The organism is Cyanobium gracile UHCC 0139, from assembly GCF_034931325.1.
Lineage (GTDB): Bacteria > Cyanobacteriota > Cyanobacteriia > PCC-6307 > Cyanobiaceae > Cyanobium > Cyanobium gracile_B.
In genome coordinates this window covers 224,046-239,951 of sequence record NZ_JAYGHX010000002.1, presented here as the reverse complement: position 1 = coordinate 239,951, position 15,906 = coordinate 224,046, and the positions used below count along the sequence as shown (strand labels likewise).

Genomic DNA, 15,906 nt, shown 5'->3' with positions numbered 1-15,906 from the left:
AGCACCACGTCCCGTTCGCTAGTTTCAGTTCAGAAACCCTTCCGCATGCCGATGACCTCGACGACGGTCGCCGACAGCACGTCGCTCCCATCGGCTGCCCCCGCCAAGCCCCCCACCAAGCAGGAGGCGCTGAAAGCTGGCAGCGGCCACCTGCATGATCCCCTGGCGGCCGAACTGGGCAACGATCTGCCCAGCTTCACCGATCCTGCCGTCCAGATCCTCAAGTTCCACGGCAGTTACCAGCAGGACGACCGGGACAAACGTCGCAAGGGCGCCGAGAAGGACTGGCAGATGATGCTGCGGCTGCGCAACCCCGGCGGGCGCATCCCCACCTCCCTCTATCTGGCCCTTGATTCCCTCGCCGATCGGTTGGGCAACGGCACCCTGCGGATCACGACGCGCCAGGCCTTCCAGATGCACGGCGTGCAGAAGACCGACCTCAAGGACGTGATCGGCGGCATCGTGCGGGCCCTCGGTTCCACCCTCTCGGCCTGTGGGGACATCAATCGCAACGTGATGGCCCCGGCCGCGCCCTTCGAGCGCGATGGCTACCCGGAGGCCCGTCTGCTGGCCGATCAGATTGCCGACCTGCTGGCTCCCCAGGCCGCCGAGGGCTCCTACCTCGACCTCTGGGTCGACGGCGACCTGAGCTATCGCATCAAGCCCAAGGGCCCCGTCAGGAAGGCGCGCCGGCTGCAGGAGAGCGGCGCCGTGTTCAGCGGTGACGCGGCCGAGCCGCTCTACGGCTCCACCTACCTTCCGCGCAAGTTCAAGGTGGCCGTCACCGTTCCCGGGGACAACTCCGTGGACCTGCTGACCCAGGACATCGGCCTGGTGCTGTTCAGCGACCCCTCCGGCCGGCCCCTCGGCTGCAACGTCTACGTGGGCGGCGGCATGGGGCGGACCCACAACAAGGAGGAGACCTTCGCCCGCACCGCGGATCCCCTCGGCTACGTGGCCGCTGGCCATGTGCTGGAGCTGGTGCAGGCGATCGTCGCCCTGCAGCGGGACCACGGTGACCGGGAGCAGCGCCGCCACGCCCGGATGAAGTATCTGATCCACGACCGGGGGGTGGACTGGTTCCGCACCGAACTGGGCCGGTACTTCCCCCATCCGATCAAGGGGATGCGCCGGGAGCCCCCCGCCGTGCTCACCGATTACCTGGGCTGGCACCGACAGTCTCCGGGCCTGTGGTTCGTGGGACTGCCGGTGCTGTGCGGACGCCTGCAGGGGGAGCTCAAGAGCGGCCTGCGCCGTCTCGTCGAGACCTACCAGCTGGAGGTGCGGCTCACCCCCAACCAGGATCTGCTGCTCTGCAACATCGGCAGCGCCCAGAGGGCGTCGGTGCGGGAGGGTCTGGCGGCCCTCGGCCTCACCGCCCCCGAAGCGCCGGCTCCCCTGGCCCGCCATGCCCTGGCCTGTCCCGCCCTGCCCCTGTGCGGCCTGGCGATCACCGAAGCCGAGCGGATCCTCCCTTCCGTCCTCGAGCGCCTCGAGGCCCTGCTGGAGCGGCTGGAGATCAGCAAACCCCTGCTGGTGCGCATGACGGGATGCCCCAACGGCTGCGCCCGCCCCTACATGGCCGAGATCGGACTGGTGGGCAGCGCCGTGGACACCTACCAGCTGTGGCTCGGCGGCAGCCACGGCCTGACTCGCCTGGCCAGCCCCTACCTGGAGAAGATGCCCCTGGAGAAGCTGGAGACCACCCTGGAGCCCCTGCTGGTGGCCTGGCGGGACGAGGGAGGCCCCCGCAGCCGCTTCGGCGACTTCGTTGAGCGGATCGGGGCGGAGCGGGTCGCCCGGCTGCTGGCCGCCGCCTGATGGGCAACACCCTCGCCGGCCCCATCCAGTCCCTGCTGGGCGCCCTGCTCGGCACGCTGCTGGCGGGTCTGCTGCCCTGCTCAGGGCGGGCCAGTGACGCCGCGGAACGCCCGCGCGCGCCCCAGGCCCCGGTGCAGTACTTCCAGTCCGACCCCCTGGCCTGCCAGCCGGACGCGATCCGGGCCGCCTACAAGGCCCATCTGCAGCCCTTCGCCGACCAGAGTCCGGCGGTGCTGGCCAAGCTGCGCCGCGTGCAGGACGACATGACCCTGGCCAGCCTCAAGCGCTGTGTGCAGAAGGGACTGCTGACCCGCCCCCAGGCCAGCGTGCTGTTCCGGGAGCTGGGCCTGACCCTGCCGGGCACCGTGATCCCCGTGACCAGCGGCCCGGCGCCCGGCGCCGCTCAGCCGGCACCCTCTGCGGCACCGGCCACGGCTCCGGCAGCGGCCCCGTAGAGCGCCCGCGGTTCGCCGCGGCGCCAGGCCCAGAGCTGGTCGCCGTGGCTGAAATGCCACCACTCGTTGGGGTGCTGGGCGAAGCCTGATGCCTCCATGACCGCCGCCAGCAGCCGGCGCCGTTCGTGCCAGTCGGCGGCCTCGCTGCCGGGGGCGGCCCCCGCGTAGTGATCGGGCTCGGAGAGGGCGCCGATCGCATCGATCGCCCCGCCCATGGCCAGCGGGCGGCCGCTGGCCTCGGCCAGGGTGAGATCCACCGCGGCGCCGGTGCTGTGGGGGGGCGGGGTGGCGGGATCGGCACTGGGGGGGGCCCAGAAGCGATCCACCTCCGCCGCCACGGCCTGCTGGGGGAGGCCGAAGGCGTCGGGGTCGAGGCCCCGCTCGCGGCAGGCCTCACGGAAGGCGTGGCGCACCATGAACGCCTGAACGACGAGGGGGCGCCAGGCGTCGAAGATGGCCAACCGCCACTGGGGCCGCTGCTGCTGCAGCCGCTCCTGGGCCCGCTCCAGCCGCTCGATCACCCCCCGGCGCAGGCGGAACGGACTGGCGCCGGCGCCATAGGGCGCCCCCAGGGCCTGGTAGGGGTGGGGCTCCAGCCGCCACAGGCTCGGCGGCAGGTCGTCCAGGGGCTCGCCCCCGTCGGCGATGGGGATCGGACTCCAGGGGCGCAGGGGCGGCATGGGGGCGGCGGGCGCGGGTCGGGCTGGTGGGCCAGTGGTCTGGGTCAATTCAACTGGGCCGCCTCCACCGAGCGGCGCCGCTGGGCCTCGAGGGCCTCGCGCAGGTGCGGGTGGCGGGCCAGCTCGGGATCCTCCGCCAGGATCCGCCGCGCCGCCAGCCGCGCCTCCTCCAGCACGGCGCCGTCGTCGCTGAGGCTGGCCAGGGCCAGGTCCGGCAGGCCTGACTGGCGGGTGCCGAGCACCTGGCCGGGGCCCCGCAGCCGCAGGTCCATCTCGGCGATCTCGAAGCCGTCGCCGCTGCGGGCCAGCAGCTCGAGCCGCTGGCGGGCCATGGCGTTGTCGCCCTCATGCAGCAGCAGGCAATGGGAGGCGGCGGCCCCCCGGCCCACCCGGCCGCGCAGCTGGTGCAGCTGGGCCAGGCCGAAGCGCTCGGCATGTTCGATCACCATCACGCTCGCCTCCGGCACGTCCACCCCCACCTCCACCACCGTGGTGGAGACCAGCACCTGGGAGCGCCCCTCCTGGAAGGCGCTGATGGCCCGCTGCTTCTCCTCGCCGGTCATCCGCCCGTGCAGCAGCCCCACCGTGAGCTCGGGGAACACCTCCTCATCAAGGTGGCGGTGCACCTCCACCGCCGAGCGCAGGTCGAGCTTCTCCGATTCCTCCACCAGGGGCAGCACCACGTAGGCGCGTTGCCCCTTGGTCACCTCCTGGCGCACCAGCTCCCAGGCACCGGCGCGCTCGGATCCCCGCAGCAGCCGGGTGCGGATCGGCGTGCGGCCCGGCGGCAGTTCATCGATCTGGCTGAGGTCCAGGTCGCCGTGAATCGAGAGGGCCAGGGTGCGGGGGATGGGGGTGGCGGTCATCGTCAGCAGGTGGGGTTGGAGCCCCTTGGCCAGCAGCCGGTTGCGCTGCCGGACGCCGAAGCGGTGCTGCTCGTCGACCACCACCAGGCCGAGGCGGTCGAACTGCACCGGATCCTCGAGCAGGGCATGGGTGCCCACCAGCAGCTTCACCTGGCCGTTGGCCAGGTCCTGCAGCACCTGGCGGCGCCGGCGGGCGGGGGTGGAGCCGGTGAGCAGCTCGATGCTGACGTCGAGCTGGGGCAGCCAGCCGGCCAGCTTGTGGAAGTGCTGGGCCGCCAGCACCTCGGTGGGCGCCATCAGGGCCCCCTGGCAACCGGCGGCGATGGCCCCCAGCAGGGCCGCCAGGGCCACCACCGTCTTGCCGCTGCCCACGTCCCCCTGGACCAGCCGGGCCATGGGCTGGGGGCGCTCCATGTCGGCGCGGATCTCCGCCAGCACGCGGTTCTGGGCGCCGGTGAGGGGAAAGGGCAGCAGGTCGAGGAAGCGGCTCACCAGGTCCTCGCCGTCGCTGGGGAGGAGCAGGGGCGGTGCCGGAGAGCGACGCAGGCGCTCCCGCCGCTGGCCCAGGGCCAGCTGCAGCAGCAGGAACTCATCGAACACCAGGCGCCGGCGGCAGCGCTGCAGCTCCTCGCGGTCGGCGGGGCGATGGAGCCCCAGCAGCGCCTCGCCGCGACGCGGCAGGCCCAGCTCCAGGCGCAGGGGCTCCGGCAGGGGATCGGGCCAGCGGCTCGCCGCCGGCAGCACGGCGGCGATGGCCCGGGCCAGGGTCTCGCCGCTGAGTCCCTCGGTCAGGGCGTAGACGGGCACGAAGCGGCCGATCCGCTCCGACCGCACCGGCGCGCCGGGGGCCTCCAGCACCTCCAGCAGGGGATCGGCGAAACAGGGGCCGTAGGGGCTGTCCTTGACCAGGCCGCTCACCGCCACCGTGGCCCCGACCGGGTAGAGCCGCTGCTGGGCCTTCAGCCAGCCCGGGCTGCTGAAGCGGCGGCCGGCAAAGAAGCGCGTCACCCGCAGCCGGCCGGTGACATCCTGCACCTGCAGCTCCAGGATCGCCAGGTTGGGGTTGCGGGGGCTGCCGAAGGCGTGGCAGCGGCGCACGGTCGCCACGATGGTCGCAGTCCGCCCCGGCTCCAGGGCCGCGATGCGCACCAGATGGGCGTAGTCGAGGTAATCGCGGGGGTAGTGGTGGACCAGATCACGCACCACCAGCAGACCCAGGGCCGCCAGGCGGGTGGCGGTCTTCGGGCCGATCCCCGCCACCTCCCCCAGGGGCGTCTGGGGATCAAGCCCCCGGGGAACGCCAGCGGGTGGCAGCACCGCAGCATCGGGCGGCCCCAGCCGCAGGTGCGGGGGTCCCACGGGCCGGACCTCCTGCCGGCGTCGGCGCAGCTCATGCAGCGCCTGCCGCAGGCGCCGCACCAGCGACTGGCGACCTGCCAGCGCCAGGGCGCCATAGCCGCCGAAGTCCCGGGCAAGGGCGGCCAGCTGCTGCTGCTCGGGGGGCTCGAGCCCGTCCGGTGGTGCCGCCAGGGAGGTGTCGATGAAGCCGCTGAAGCGGTCGCGCCGTCCCTGGAGATCCCCGAAGCCCGCTTCGGCCTCGAGGCGGCAGGCCAACTGCAGAGGGGTGCACCAGCGCTCCAGGGCCTGCTCCAGGGCTTCGGACGCGGACGCGGCCGACCCTTCCACGGAGGGGGGGCCGTTCAGTCGTTCGGAGTTGATGGGGGGCGGATGTCCTGCAGCCAAAGCTGTTCGGCCTGATGGATCCGTAGCCGCCGGTGCAGGCGACGGAACTGCTGGGCCATTCTGCGAACCTCCTGCCGATGCTGCTGCAGCCGCCGCCGGCAGGTGCGCAGGCGGGGTTCCTCCAGTTCCAGATCGGTGGGGCGCAGCAGCACCGCCAGCGTCTGGGCCTGGGGGGCGCGCGCCCCAGGGAAGGGCAGGGGCAACCGCATCAGGTTGGCGGGAGCGGCCATGGTTTCCAGCTGGCCGGCCAGCACGGCATCGAGCAGGCTCACCGGCAGCAGGCTGCGGCTCACGCCACCGCGCAGGAGCTCCACATTGATGGCGTGGGAGAGGTTGCGCAGGCGGCGGGCCAGGGCCAGCTCCATGCCGTCCATCCAGCGCAGCACCCGCTCGGGATCGTCGGGAAGCCGCCCCGCCTGCCAGAGGGAATCCTCCTCGGAGCCATCCCCGGGCTGCTGATCGGGATCGTCGCCGAGGCCGTTGTTCTGCTCGTCGTTCTGGTCGTCGTCCCGGTCGTCCTGGCGGTCCTCCGGGTGCACGTCATCCGGCTCATCCTGCAGGCCTTCGTCGGGGTCCGGCTGCGGTGCCTCCCCACGGCCCAGTGCCCCCCAGAGGAACGATCCGCCGGCGAGCGGTGGGGCGAAGGCGATCTGCACCGACCCCGGCGGCAGGGGTTCCGGCTCCCCACCCCCGTTCTCCCCCTCCCAGGTGAGTTCCTCCAGCAGCTGCTCCCGTTCGTGACGGTGGCGACGCTGGCGCTCCCGGGCGATCTGGGCCGCCAGGATCACCAGCTGCTCCACCGTGAGCAGACTGCAGCAGCGACCCACCAGCTCCTGGATCTGGCCGTGCAGCAGCCTCCTGCGCTCGACGGGGAGGTCGGTGTAGCGCTGGGGGTGAACCTGGGTGGCGAGATGGAAGCAGGCCTGGCGGACCTGCTGGGGCAGGGCCTGGCGCAGCACCTGGAGATACAGGGCAACGTGGCGGTAGAGCTCCGGGTTCGACTGGCCCAGCCGCCGGGTCAGGGCCTGGAGCTGACCCGGCAGATCGATCGAATCGGACGGGTCGCTCAACGGCTCCGGCTCAGGCCGCCTTGCCCATCGCCGCCACTTCGGCGGCGAAATCGGACTGCTCCACCTCAATCCCCTCACCGAGGGTGTAGCGGGTGAAGCGGCGCACGCGGATGTTTTCGCCGGTCTTGCCGGCGGCCGACTTGACCATCTCACCGACGGTCAGGGTGTTGTCGCGGATGAAGGGCTGGTCCATCAGGGCCAGTTCCTTGAGGCGCTTGCCGATGCGCCCCGCCACGATCTTGACCTTCATCTCCTCCTTCTTGCCGGCGAGGTCATCGCGACCCATCTCGATGGCCTTCTCCCGCTCCGCCACTTCGGGGGGGATGTCATCGGTGCTGACGTATTCCACGTTGGGGCAGGCGGCGATCTGCATCGCCACGTTGCGCACCAGCTCCTGGAACAGCTCACCGCGGGCCACGAAATCGGTCTCGCAATTCACCTCCACCAGCACGCCGACGCGGGCACCGGTGTGGATGTAGCTGCCGACGGCCCCTTCGGCCGCCGTGCGGCCGGCCTTCTTCTCGGCGGTGGCGATGCCCTTCTGGCGTAGCCATTCGGCCGCCTTGGTGGCATCCCCACCGGACTCGGTGAGGGCCTTCTTGCAGTCCATCATGCCGGCGCCGGTCTTGTCGCGCAGGTCCTTGACGAGCTTCGCTGTGATCTCAGCCATGGGGTGGGAGTGGGGGAGGTCGGGAGGGAGAGAACGGCTCAGGCGTCGTCGTCGCCGCCGCGTTGATCCTGGGCTCCATGGCGGCCCTCATTGATGGCATCCGCCAGCCGACCCAGCACCAGCTGGACGGAACGCACGGCGTCGTCGTTGCAGGGGATGGGAACGTCGCAGAGATCGGGATCGCAGTTGGTGTCAAGCATCGACACCAGGGGGATATCGAGCTTGCGACACTCGAGCACGGCATTGGTCTCGCGGCGCTGGTCCACCAGCACCACCACATCGGGCAGGCGGCGCATGTTCTTGAGGCCGCCGAGGTACTTCTGCAGGCGGTCGAGTTCACGGCGCAGCACGGCGGCTTCCTTCTTGGGCCGCATGGCGATGGCGCCGGAGGACTCCATCCGCTCCAGGTCCTTGAGCCGGTCGATGCGGGCGCGCATCGTGCTCCAGTTGGTGAGCATGCCGCCCAGCCAGCGCTGGTTCACATAGGAGGCGCCGCAGCGGGCGGCTTCCTGGGCGATGACCTCGGAGGCCTGTTTCTTGGTGCCGACGAACAGGAAGCGCTTGCCGCTGCGGGCGGCACTGCGGGTCCACTTGTAGGCGTTGTTCATGCAGACGGCGGTCTGCACGAGATCGATGATGTGGACTCCGTTGCGCGCGCAGTAGATGTAGCGCGACATCTTGGGATTCCAGCGACGGGTCTGGTGTCCGAAGTGGGCACCAGCCTCCATCATCTCGGAGAGAGTGACGACAGCCATTGGGTTTGGGGGGGTTTCGGGTTGGCCTCCACCTGCCAGGGATGCCGTGCCACAGGGTGGGCAGCGGATCACCCGAAACGTGCAGGTGTGCGGTGTTGGGTTACCGGGTCAACCTACCAAATGGCCCTGCTGGCGGGCTTCGGCGTGGAGGGCCCGGACCCCGAAGCGGTTGAGGGGCAGCCGCAGCAGCTCCATCGCCAGCCCCGCCTGGCCACGGCGGATCAGCCAGCGCAGCAGCGGCCGCAGGCTGCGCTCATTGATCAGCCCGCCCAGGGTGAGCAGCTCCCAGAGCGCCAGGTGCAGCCAGGTGTACTGGATGATGAAACGCACCCGCCAGGTGGGGTGCTTGCGGTAGAAGACCAGGCCCATCCGGGCCCGTTCCCGCTCCACCCGCACCAGGTCCGGGATCTGCTCCAGGCTCAGGGGCGGATGCCAGTGGTAGCCCGCGGCTTCGGGGCAGCGCACCAGCCGCACGCCCATGCGGCGCAGCCGTTCCCCGAGTTCGAGGTCCTCCCAGCCATAGAGGCGGAAGCCGGTGTCGAACAGGCCCGACTGCTCCAGCACCCGGCGGTCGATCGCCACGTTGCCGGTGGCGAAGTAGGCCCAGGAGAGATCGCGCAGCTTGTGGGGCTCCGCCGTGGGTGCCTCGAAATTGTGGGTGTTGATCACGGCGCCGTAGGTGAAGCAGAGCCGATCGCCACTCTCGTCCCAGGCCCGCGCCAGGGCCGTGGCGTGGTGCAGCAGAAACCGCTCCGTCACCACCAGGTCGCTGTCAATGAAGACGATCACATCGCCGCGGGCCTCTTCCACCCCCCGGTTGCGCCCTTCGGCCGGACCGCCGTGGTCCTGGAGGATCAGGCGCAGATGGGGGAAGGCGGTGGCATGGGCATCCAGCCAGCGCACCGTGTCGTCGGTGGAGCCGTCATCCACCAGCACCACCTCATAGGCCTGCAGGGGGCCGCCGGTCTCCTGGCGCTCCAGGGCCTGCAGGCACTGGCGCAGGATCGGCAGCCGGTTGTAGGTGGGGATGACGACGCTGATGAACATCGGGTGATGGTGGAGAGACCACGCTGGAGGGGCCATGAAAAAGGGGGGATCCGCAGCGAATCCCCCCGGTGCCGTGGCCGGACCGCGCCGGTCAGTCGGCGGCGCCGCCGTTGTTGGCCGTGCCGGTCACGCCGTTGCCGGCCCCTTCACCGCGGCCGTCGTTCCGCAGCTTGCGCTTCTTGAACTTGCGGGCGTAGGCCCGGTTGCGCTCCTGCTTTTCCTTCTTGAGATTTCTGCGTTTCGACATAGGGGATGGGAGCCTTGAAAAGACTGTGAGGTTCCACCCTACTCACCCGACCACGGCATCCTCGGCCCACAGCCGGCCATCCTCCATCCGCACCAGGCGGTCGGCCACGTCGAGGATGCGGGGGTCGTGGGTGACCATCAGCACGGCGCAGCCCTCGTCCCGGGCCAGGCGCTGGAGCAATTCCACCACCTCCCGGCCGGTGCGGCTGTCGAGGGCGGCCGTGGGTTCGTCGGCCAGCAGCAGTCGCGGGTGGGCGGCCAGGGCACGGGCGATGGCCACCCGCTGCTTCTGGCCACCGGAGAGGTCGTGGGGGAGCTTGCCGAGGTGGTCGGAAAGGCCCACGGCCCGCAGCCATTCCCGCGAGAGGTCGCGGCGGGCGCGGTAGCCGAGATCCGGCAACAGGTCGGCCCCCATCTGGACGTTCTGCTCGGCGGTGAGGCAGCGCAGCAGGTTGTGCCCCTGGAAGATCATGCCGACGCTGCGGCGCAGCAGCTGGCGCTCATGGCGGCTGGAGCCGTTCAGCTCGCAGCCCAGCACCCGCACCGAGCCCTCCATCACCTGGCGCAGGGCCCCCACCAGGGTGAGCAGGGTGGTCTTGCCGCAGCCCGAGGGGCCCGTGAGCAGCACCACTTCGCCGGGGTGGATCTCCAGATCGATGCCCTGGAGCACCTGGCGCCGCATCGTGCCGGTGCCGTACCAATGGCTGAGTCCCCGCACCGCGACGGTGGCGGAGCCCGCCGTGGTGGGAACGGCGGGTGGGGCGGAACCAGGCAGGAGGGTGGTCATCGGCTCAGGATCTGTGGCTCAGAATCAGGGTCGGCTCAGAAAATGTCGGCCGGGTCGGCGTCGCCCAGCTTGCGCATCGCCATCGCCGCCGACCCCATGCACATCACCAGGATCATCAGGAAAACGGTCGTGGCCCGGTCACCGGCCATGGCCACCGGCAGCTTGGTGGCGGCATGGATGACGCCGTAGAGCACCTGGCCGGCCAGGTAGGCGGGCACATAGCCGAAGATCGCCAGAAGCAGCCCCTCGCGCGCCACCACCCCCAGCAGGGTGAGCAGGCTGTAGCCCATGGCCATCAGGGTGGCGTACTCCGGCAGGTGGTCGCTGACGTCGGAATAAAGGATCTGGTAGACGATCACGCAGCCCACCACGAAACCCATGGCGGCGCCCAGGGTGAAGATGAAGCCGATGGCGGTGCTGGTCCGCCAATAGTCCATCTCCAGATCCAGGAAGCCCTGCTTGGTGAGCACGGTCACGTCCTCGGGCAACAGGCGGCGCAACCGCTCCACCACCTGGGCGGGGTCAGCGCCGGGACGCAGGCGGATCAGGCCCAGCTCGATGCTGCCGGGCGGGTTGTTCGGCACCAGGCTCAGCAGGGTTTCCCGGCTGGTGAGGAGGTTGCCGTCGGCACCGAAGGAGGGGCCTGAACTGAACAGGCCCGCCACCCGCAGGCGCTTGCCGGCCACCTCGCTCTCCACGACGCGACCCTCCCGGAACCACTTGGCCACCGGCCCGAACTCATCGCGGGACAAGTCGTCGAAAAGCACACGCCCCTTCTGGGTGAGGCGGGGCGCCAGGGCGGTGACGGCCGGATCGAGGAACAGGGGATCCCCCGGCTCGAAGCCCAGGGCCAGGATCGAGCGGGTGCCCTTGGTCTGGGGGTTGCGCCACAGCAGCAGGTTCCAGTGCACCGGTGTGATGCCGGTCACATCCGGATCGGCCTTGGCCTGCACCAGCCGTCGCTCGGGGAAGCCGGTCATGCTGATCGAGCTCTTGCTGCGGGGGCTGAGCAGCACCAGATCGGTGTCGAACAGCTTGTGCACCGTGACGCTGGAGTCGAACAGGGCGTCGCGGAAGCCCAGCTGCATGAACATCAGGATCCCGGCGAAGGTGATCCCGGCCAGGGCCACCGCCAGGCGCATCGGCTGACGGGTGAGCAGCAGCCAGGCCAGCGGGATGCGGCGTCCCTGCCAGAGGCTCATGGCTGCATGCGGGCGATGACCTTGAGGCCGCTGAGGGCGGCGACCTTCGCCCCGTCTTCAGGATCGAGCCGCACCCGCACCTCGACGACGCGCGCATCGGCATCACCGGTGGGATCGGTGGAAAGCACCTCCCGCTGGCGGACCTGGGGACTGATGCGCCTCACGGTGCCCTGGAGGGTGCCATCGAAGCCACCGTTTTCACTGGTCAGGGTGACGGCCTGGCCGACCCGGACCCGGTCGATGTCGCTCTCGTAGACCTCGATCGAGGCCTCCATGCGATCGCTGGCCCCCAGCTCGAGGATGCCCTTGTCGCCGGGCCGCTCGCCGACGCGGGCCTGGATGCGCAGCACCGTGCCGTCGATCGGCGCCCGCAGTTCGGTGTTGACCAGGTCGGTGCTGGCCTTGACCAGCGACGCCCGGGCCTCCTGCAGCTGGCCCTGGAGCTCCAGGGTGCGCTGCTCGAGCCCATCGAGATCGGCAGCGGAAAAAGCCCCGTCGCTGGCCAGCTTGCGGTAACGCGCAAGGTCGCGGGTCTGGATCGTGAGCCGGCGGCTGAGGTTGGCGATCCGGGTGCGGATCAGCTCCAGTTCCGCCCGCTGCAGCGGCTGGTTGTCGAAGCGGGCCAGCAGCTGGCCGGCCCGCACCCGGTCGCCCTCGGCCACCAGCAGCTCGGTGATGCGGGGGCTGCCACCGATGCCGGTGATCGGTGCCGCCAGGATGCGGACGTCACCATCGGGCTCCAGCTGGCCCAGGGCCGCCACGGCCTCCACAGGAGCCGGCGGCCGGGCCACGGCGGCGGCCGGGGGCCTGGTGGGCTGCAGGCGCTGATACAGAACAACACCACCTACCACCAGGCCCGCCACGCCGGCGGCGATCAGCCCGTTGCGCCAGGGACCGGTGGGTCGTCGAAGAGCAGGTCCTCGATGTAACGGTCCGCCCACTGGGGGTTGAACGCCTTCTCCAGCACCCTCCGGGTCTTGTCGTTTTGCTTCTGTTGCTTGCAATACCTCAACTGCCCTTGCCATCGCGCAACCGTAGCCGGATCGTCATGGGCTTGGGAAGGGCTCGCCGCCGCTGCTGCAGCCAGCACGCCGAGGAAGGTCGCCACCTCCTCGACGAACCCCTGCTCCTCCGCCTCCGACTCCGGCCGCACGAAGAGAACGTGGGGAGAGAAGATCGAGCCCCAGGGGGGCAGATCCCGCACCTGGGCGAAGGGGAGCCGCTCCCGGCCGGCCAGGGCGTCCGCGATCGCCTCCGGCAGGCTCTCCCCCACCGGCGAGAGATCGACGATGGCGGCGCTCACCCCGGCCTTGCCGGCGACGATGTCGGCACCGAACACCGGCAGGTCGTGGCGGGGATCGGGGAAGAAGACGCAGTGGAGAATCTGCAGCCCAGCGCCAAGGCGCGCCGTCTCCAGGTGCAGCTTGCGCATCCCCCGGCAGCGGTGCACCTCGTTGCGGATGAACAGGGCATCCCCATCCAGGCTGCCGCTGATCGCCTCCAGTTCAGGGTCGATCGCCAGGCTGGCCAGATCCGGCAGAGCGTTGCGACAGAGCCGGATCCGCTCCGCCAGGCCATCCACCAGGGGATGGATGCCACCGTCGACAGCCGGAGCCACCTCACCCATGGACACGTCGTCACAGCAGAATGCGGATCCTGCCATGCATCCGTGAGCGATTCCCTGGGTTGTTGCGGGTCCTTGCTGCCCGGTCTGGCCGCCCCCGTCAGTCACACCCTCGCCAACGGGGTCGAACTGGTGCAGCTCGACCTGGAGGACGCCCCCCTGGTCTGCCTGGATTTCTGGTGCCGGGCCGGCAGCGCCTTCGAGGGGCCCGCGGAGAGCGGCCTGGCCCATTTTCTTGAGCACATGGTGTTCAAGGGCAGCGACGGGCTGGCGGCCGGGGAGTTCGATCGCCGCATCGAGGCCCTGGGGGGCAGCAGCAATGCCGCCACCGGCTTCGATGATGTCCACTTCCACGCTCTGATGCCCCCGGAGGGGGCCGCCGAGGCCCTCGATCTGCTGATGGACCTGGTGCTCCGGCCCCGGCTCGACCCCGACAGCTTCGCCATGGAGCGGCAGGTGGTGCTGGAGGAACTGGCCCAGAGCGAGGACCAGCCCGAGGAGGTGGCCCTGCAGCGGCTGCTGTCCCTGGCCTGTCCCGACCACCCCTACGGTCTGCCGATCCTGGGCCGGCGCCAGGCCCTGCTCGACCATGACCCGGCCGCCATGGCGGCCTTCCACCACCGCCAGTACGCCGCCGGTCGCTGCGTCCTGTCCCTGGCTGGTGCGGTCGGCGACGGCACCCTGATGCAGCGGGCCGCCAGCGGCCCCCTCGCGTCCCTGGCGGCGAGCGGCGCGTCGATGGTCCCGGCGGACCTGCGCGTCACCCCGGGGGAGCACCGGCTGGCGGTGCCGCGGCTCGAGGCCGCCCGGCTGCTGATGCTGTGGTGGCTCCCGCCCGCCGCCGATGTGGAGGCGATGGTCGGGGCCGACCTGGGCACCACCGTGCTGGCGGAAGGTCGCCGCAGCCGTTTGGTGGAACGGCTGCGGGAGCAGCTCCAGATCGTCGAAAGCATCGACCTGGACCTGCATGCCATGGAGGGCGGCAGCATCGCCCTGCTGGAGGCCGTCTGCGATCCCGAGGAGCTGGGCGAGGTGCGGCAGGCCATCGACCAGGTGTGGCAGGAGCTCCGCCAGGAGGCCTTGGGGGAACAGGAATGGGGGCGGGCCCGGCGCCTCGTCGCCAACGGCTACCGCTTTTCCCTGGAATCCCCCGGCGGCGTGGCCTCCCTGATCGGCAGCAGCCGCCTCTGGGGCCGGCCCCAACCCCTGGGCCATCCCCTGGAGCTGCTGGAGCGCTGGTCGCCGGTGCGGCTCCAGGAGCAGTTGCTGCCCCTGCTGGATCCGGCCCGGGCCTGCGTGCTCGAGGCGGTGCCGGCATGAGCATCGCCCCCCCACCCGCCAGCCGCCCGCCCGGCAGTGAGGACAGCCGCATCCTGGAGGGCGGCCTGCCGCTGCGGATCCTGCACCGGCCCGGCCCGGCGATCCTGGCGGCCCGCCTCGCCATCCCAGGCGGCAGCGGCCGCGACCCCGCCGGGGCCCGCGGTGCCCACCAGCTGCTGGCCGGCAGCATGACGCGCGGCTGCGCCGATCTCGATGCCGAGGCCCTCGCCGACTGCGTCGAGGGGGCCGGTGCGGCCCTGCGGGTGGAGGCCCACGAGGATGGCCTGGTGCTGGCCCTGAAGTGCGCCGCCGCCGACGCCACCACCCTGGTGCCCCTGCTGCTGGCGATGGCCCGGCGGCCCCGGCTCGAGGCCGAGCAGGTGGCGATCGAGCGCCAGCTCAACCTGCAGCTGCTGCAGCGCCAGAAGGAGGACCCCTTCCAGCTGGCCCATGACCAGCTGCGCCGGCTGCTCTACGGCGACGGGCCCTACGGCCATGACCCCCTCGGCATCGAAGCGGAACTGGCCGGCCTCGGGCCGGACGACCTCCACCCCCTTGTGGATCGGCTCGGCGACGATGGCGCCGTCCTGGTGCTCTGCGGCGACGCCCCCGCCGCCCTGGGGGAGGCGCTGGAGCGGGAGCTGACGGCGGCCCCCTGGAGCACCCACTCCCCGGTGACCCGGCCCTTCGACGGTCCGCCCCTGGGCACGGGGCACCTGGGCCAGCAGGTGCAGGACACCGAACAGGTGGTGCTGATGCTGGGGGCCGCCACCGTTCCCCTGGCCCACCCGGACGCCCTGGCCCTGCGGCTGCTGCAGGCCCATCTGGGCCTCGGCATGTCCAGCCGCCTGTTCATCACGATGCGGGAGGAGCGTGGTCTGGCCTACGACGTCGGGGTGCACCTGCCGGCCCATGCCGGCGGCGCGCCGTTCGTGATGCACCTGTCCACCTCGGCCGAGCGGGTGGCCGAAGCCACCACCTGCCTGCTGGACGAGTGGCAACGGCTCCTGGAGGAGTCGCTGGACGAAGGTTCAAGGCTGCTGGCCCTGGCCAAGTTCCAGGGACAGGACGCCATGGGACGCCAGACCTGCTCCCAGATCGCCGAGCGCCTGGCCCTGGTGCTCAGCCAGGGCCTGCCCGCCGACCATGTGCGACGGGTGCTGGAGCGGGCCCCTGGCCTGGGCGCCGAGGACCTGCGCGCGGCCGCCCGCCGCTGGCTCGCCTCCCCGTCCCTGAGCCTGGTGGGTCCGGCCCCGGCGCTGGAGCAGGCGCACCAGGCCTGGCAGAACCACGACCTCAGCCGTCGGTCGGGGCGGGTTCCAGATCCGTCGCGTTGATCAGGAAGGTGCCGCGGCGGAAGCGGATGGCCCGCAGGTCCAGAGCCCGGATCTCCACCACGCGCCCCACTTCGCCGGGATCCACCAGGTCCGGCGGGCGCAGCATCGGCATCGGGTCGGCGGTCTTGAGGTAGCGGAGCGGCTGACGCAGCCGCACCGCATCCCCCAGATGGATCTCCACCGGCGGAACCGTCGGCGGCGTCTCCTCCGCGGCGGGCGGGTCGGTGGGGGTTGAATCCGGCATCGATACAGGGATCCGGCGGTACGGGGGGTCCGGCGGTAC

16 protein-coding genes are annotated in these 15,906 nt (G+C 71.2%); 4 read left to right on the top strand and 12 right to left on the bottom strand.

Annotation, left to right across the window (positions count from 1 at the left end):
• Positions 1-51 precede the first annotated feature (51 nt).
• Positions 52-1,821, top strand: coding sequence for a sulfite reductase, ferredoxin dependent (gene sir, locus VB738_RS04510; RefSeq protein WP_323304616.1), 1,770 nt, complete (start codon positions 52-54; stop codon positions 1,819-1,821).
• A complete protein-coding gene (locus tag VB738_RS04505; RefSeq protein WP_323304615.1) occupies positions 1,821-2,276 on the top strand; it encodes a hypothetical protein in 456 nt (151 codons plus the stop codon). Before sir ends, VB738_RS04505 begins: the two co-directional genes overlap by 1 nt.
• On the opposite strand, the gene VB738_RS04500 is transcribed toward VB738_RS04505, so the two are convergent.
• The 11 genes from VB738_RS04500 to VB738_RS04450 all read right to left on the bottom strand — a co-directional run bounded on the left by VB738_RS04500 (position 2,225) and on the right by VB738_RS04450 (position 12,969).
• A complete protein-coding gene (locus tag VB738_RS04500; RefSeq protein ID WP_323304614.1) occupies positions 2,225-2,956 on the bottom strand; it encodes a M15 family metallopeptidase in 732 nt (243 codons plus the stop codon). The genes VB738_RS04505 and VB738_RS04500 overlap by 52 nt on opposite strands.
• A 44-nt stretch (positions 2,957-3,000) precedes the next feature.
• The gene (gene recG / locus VB738_RS04495) at positions 3,001-5,508 is read right to left on the bottom strand and encodes an ATP-dependent DNA helicase RecG (protein WP_416233149.1); all 2,508 of its coding nucleotides are present in this window, start codon (positions 5,506-5,508) and stop codon (positions 3,001-3,003) included.
• Between the two features lie 14 nt (positions 5,509-5,522).
• Complete coding sequence (locus tag VB738_RS04490; RefSeq protein WP_323304613.1) at positions 5,523-6,635, bottom strand: hypothetical protein; 1,113 nt, start codon at positions 6,633-6,635, stop codon at positions 5,523-5,525.
• A gap of 10 nt (positions 6,636-6,645) precedes the next feature.
• Entirely contained in the window at positions 6,646-7,305 is a 660-nt protein-coding gene (gene tsf / locus VB738_RS04485; RefSeq protein WP_015108142.1) for a translation elongation factor Ts, read from the bottom strand.
• 38 nt (positions 7,306-7,343) lie between these two features.
• Positions 7,344-8,060 (bottom strand): 30S ribosomal protein S2, encoded by a 717-nt coding sequence (rpsB, locus tag VB738_RS04480; RefSeq protein WP_015108141.1) that lies wholly within the window; start codon positions 8,058-8,060, stop codon positions 7,344-7,346.
• A gap of 108 nt (positions 8,061-8,168) precedes the next feature.
• Positions 8,169-9,107 carry a glycosyltransferase family 2 protein gene (locus tag VB738_RS04475; RefSeq protein ID WP_323304612.1) on the bottom strand — a complete coding sequence of 313 codons (939 nt, stop codon included), beginning with the start codon at positions 9,105-9,107 and terminating at the stop codon, positions 8,169-8,171.
• Positions 9,108-9,198: 91 nt separating this feature from the next.
• On the bottom strand, positions 9,199-9,354 hold the full coding sequence (locus VB738_RS04470; RefSeq protein ID WP_011293689.1) for a hypothetical protein: 156 nt from the start codon (positions 9,352-9,354) through the stop codon (positions 9,199-9,201).
• Positions 9,355-9,396: 42 nt separating this feature from the next.
• Positions 9,397-10,140 carry a DevA family ABC transporter ATP-binding protein gene (locus VB738_RS04465; protein ID WP_323304611.1) on the bottom strand — a complete coding sequence of 248 codons (744 nt, stop codon included), beginning with the start codon at positions 10,138-10,140 and terminating at the stop codon, positions 9,397-9,399.
• Positions 10,141-10,175: 35 nt separating this feature from the next.
• A complete protein-coding gene (gene devC / locus VB738_RS04460; protein ID WP_323304610.1) occupies positions 10,176-11,342 on the bottom strand; it encodes an ABC transporter permease DevC in 1,167 nt (388 codons plus the stop codon).
• Positions 11,339-12,205, bottom strand: coding sequence for an efflux RND transporter periplasmic adaptor subunit (locus VB738_RS04455; protein WP_323304609.1), 867 nt, complete (start codon positions 12,203-12,205; stop codon positions 11,339-11,341). The genes devC and VB738_RS04455 overlap by 4 nt, the downstream gene beginning before the upstream one ends.
• 11 nt (positions 12,206-12,216) lie before the next feature.
• Positions 12,217-12,969 (bottom strand): phycocyanobilin:ferredoxin oxidoreductase, encoded by a 753-nt coding sequence (locus VB738_RS04450; RefSeq protein ID WP_323304608.1) that lies wholly within the window; start codon positions 12,967-12,969, stop codon positions 12,217-12,219.
• Between the two features lie 72 nt (positions 12,970-13,041).
• Here VB738_RS04450 and VB738_RS04445 point away from each other — a divergent pair, with 72 nt between their 5' ends.
• Positions 13,042-14,286, top strand: a complete 1,245-nt coding sequence (locus tag VB738_RS04445) for a pitrilysin family protein (RefSeq protein ID WP_323304607.1) — start codon at positions 13,042-13,044, stop codon at positions 14,284-14,286.
• On the top strand, positions 14,283-15,623 hold the full coding sequence (locus VB738_RS04440; protein ID WP_323304606.1) for a pitrilysin family protein: 1,341 nt from the start codon (positions 14,283-14,285) through the stop codon (positions 15,621-15,623). The genes VB738_RS04445 and VB738_RS04440 overlap by 4 nt, the downstream gene beginning before the upstream one ends.
• On the opposite strand, the gene VB738_RS04435 is transcribed toward VB738_RS04440, so the two are convergent.
• Positions 15,583-15,867 carry a DUF3148 domain-containing protein gene (locus tag VB738_RS04435; protein WP_323304605.1) on the bottom strand — a complete coding sequence of 95 codons (285 nt, stop codon included), beginning with the start codon at positions 15,865-15,867 and terminating at the stop codon, positions 15,583-15,585. The genes VB738_RS04440 and VB738_RS04435 overlap by 41 nt on opposite strands.
• Positions 15,868-15,906 lie beyond the last annotated feature (39 nt).

Coding starts and splice junctions, on each gene's coding strand:
- devC (WP_323304610.1), bottom strand. CDS start 11,342: ATGAGCCTCTGGCAGGGACGCCGCATCCCGCTGGCCTGGCTGCTGCTC.
- sir (WP_323304616.1), top strand. CDS start 52: ATGACCTCGACGACGGTCGCCGACAGCACGTCGCTCCCATCGGCTGCC.
- VB738_RS04505 (WP_323304615.1), top strand. CDS start 1,821: ATGGGCAACACCCTCGCCGGCCCCATCCAGTCCCTGCTGGGCGCCCTG.
- VB738_RS04470 (WP_011293689.1), bottom strand. CDS start 9,354: ATGTCGAAACGCAGAAATCTCAAGAAGGAAAAGCAGGAGCGCAACCGG.
- rpsB (WP_015108141.1), bottom strand. CDS start 8,060: ATGGCTGTCGTCACTCTCTCCGAGATGATGGAGGCTGGTGCCCACTTC.
- VB738_RS04500 (WP_323304614.1), bottom strand. CDS start 2,956: ATGCCGCCCCTGCGCCCCTGGAGTCCGATCCCCATCGCCGACGGGGGC.
- VB738_RS04435 (WP_323304605.1), bottom strand. CDS start 15,867: ATGCCGGATTCAACCCCCACCGACCCGCCCGCCGCGGAGGAGACGCCG.
- VB738_RS04440 (WP_323304606.1), top strand. CDS start 14,283: ATGAGCATCGCCCCCCCACCCGCCAGCCGCCCGCCCGGCAGTGAGGAC.
- VB738_RS04450 (WP_323304608.1), bottom strand. CDS start 12,969: ATGGGTGAGGTGGCTCCGGCTGTCGACGGTGGCATCCATCCCCTGGTG.
- VB738_RS04475 (WP_323304612.1), bottom strand. CDS start 9,107: ATGTTCATCAGCGTCGTCATCCCCACCTACAACCGGCTGCCGATCCTG.
- tsf (WP_015108142.1), bottom strand. CDS start 7,305: ATGGCTGAGATCACAGCGAAGCTCGTCAAGGACCTGCGCGACAAGACC.
- VB738_RS04465 (WP_323304611.1), bottom strand. CDS start 10,140: ATGACCACCCTCCTGCCTGGTTCCGCCCCACCCGCCGTTCCCACCACG.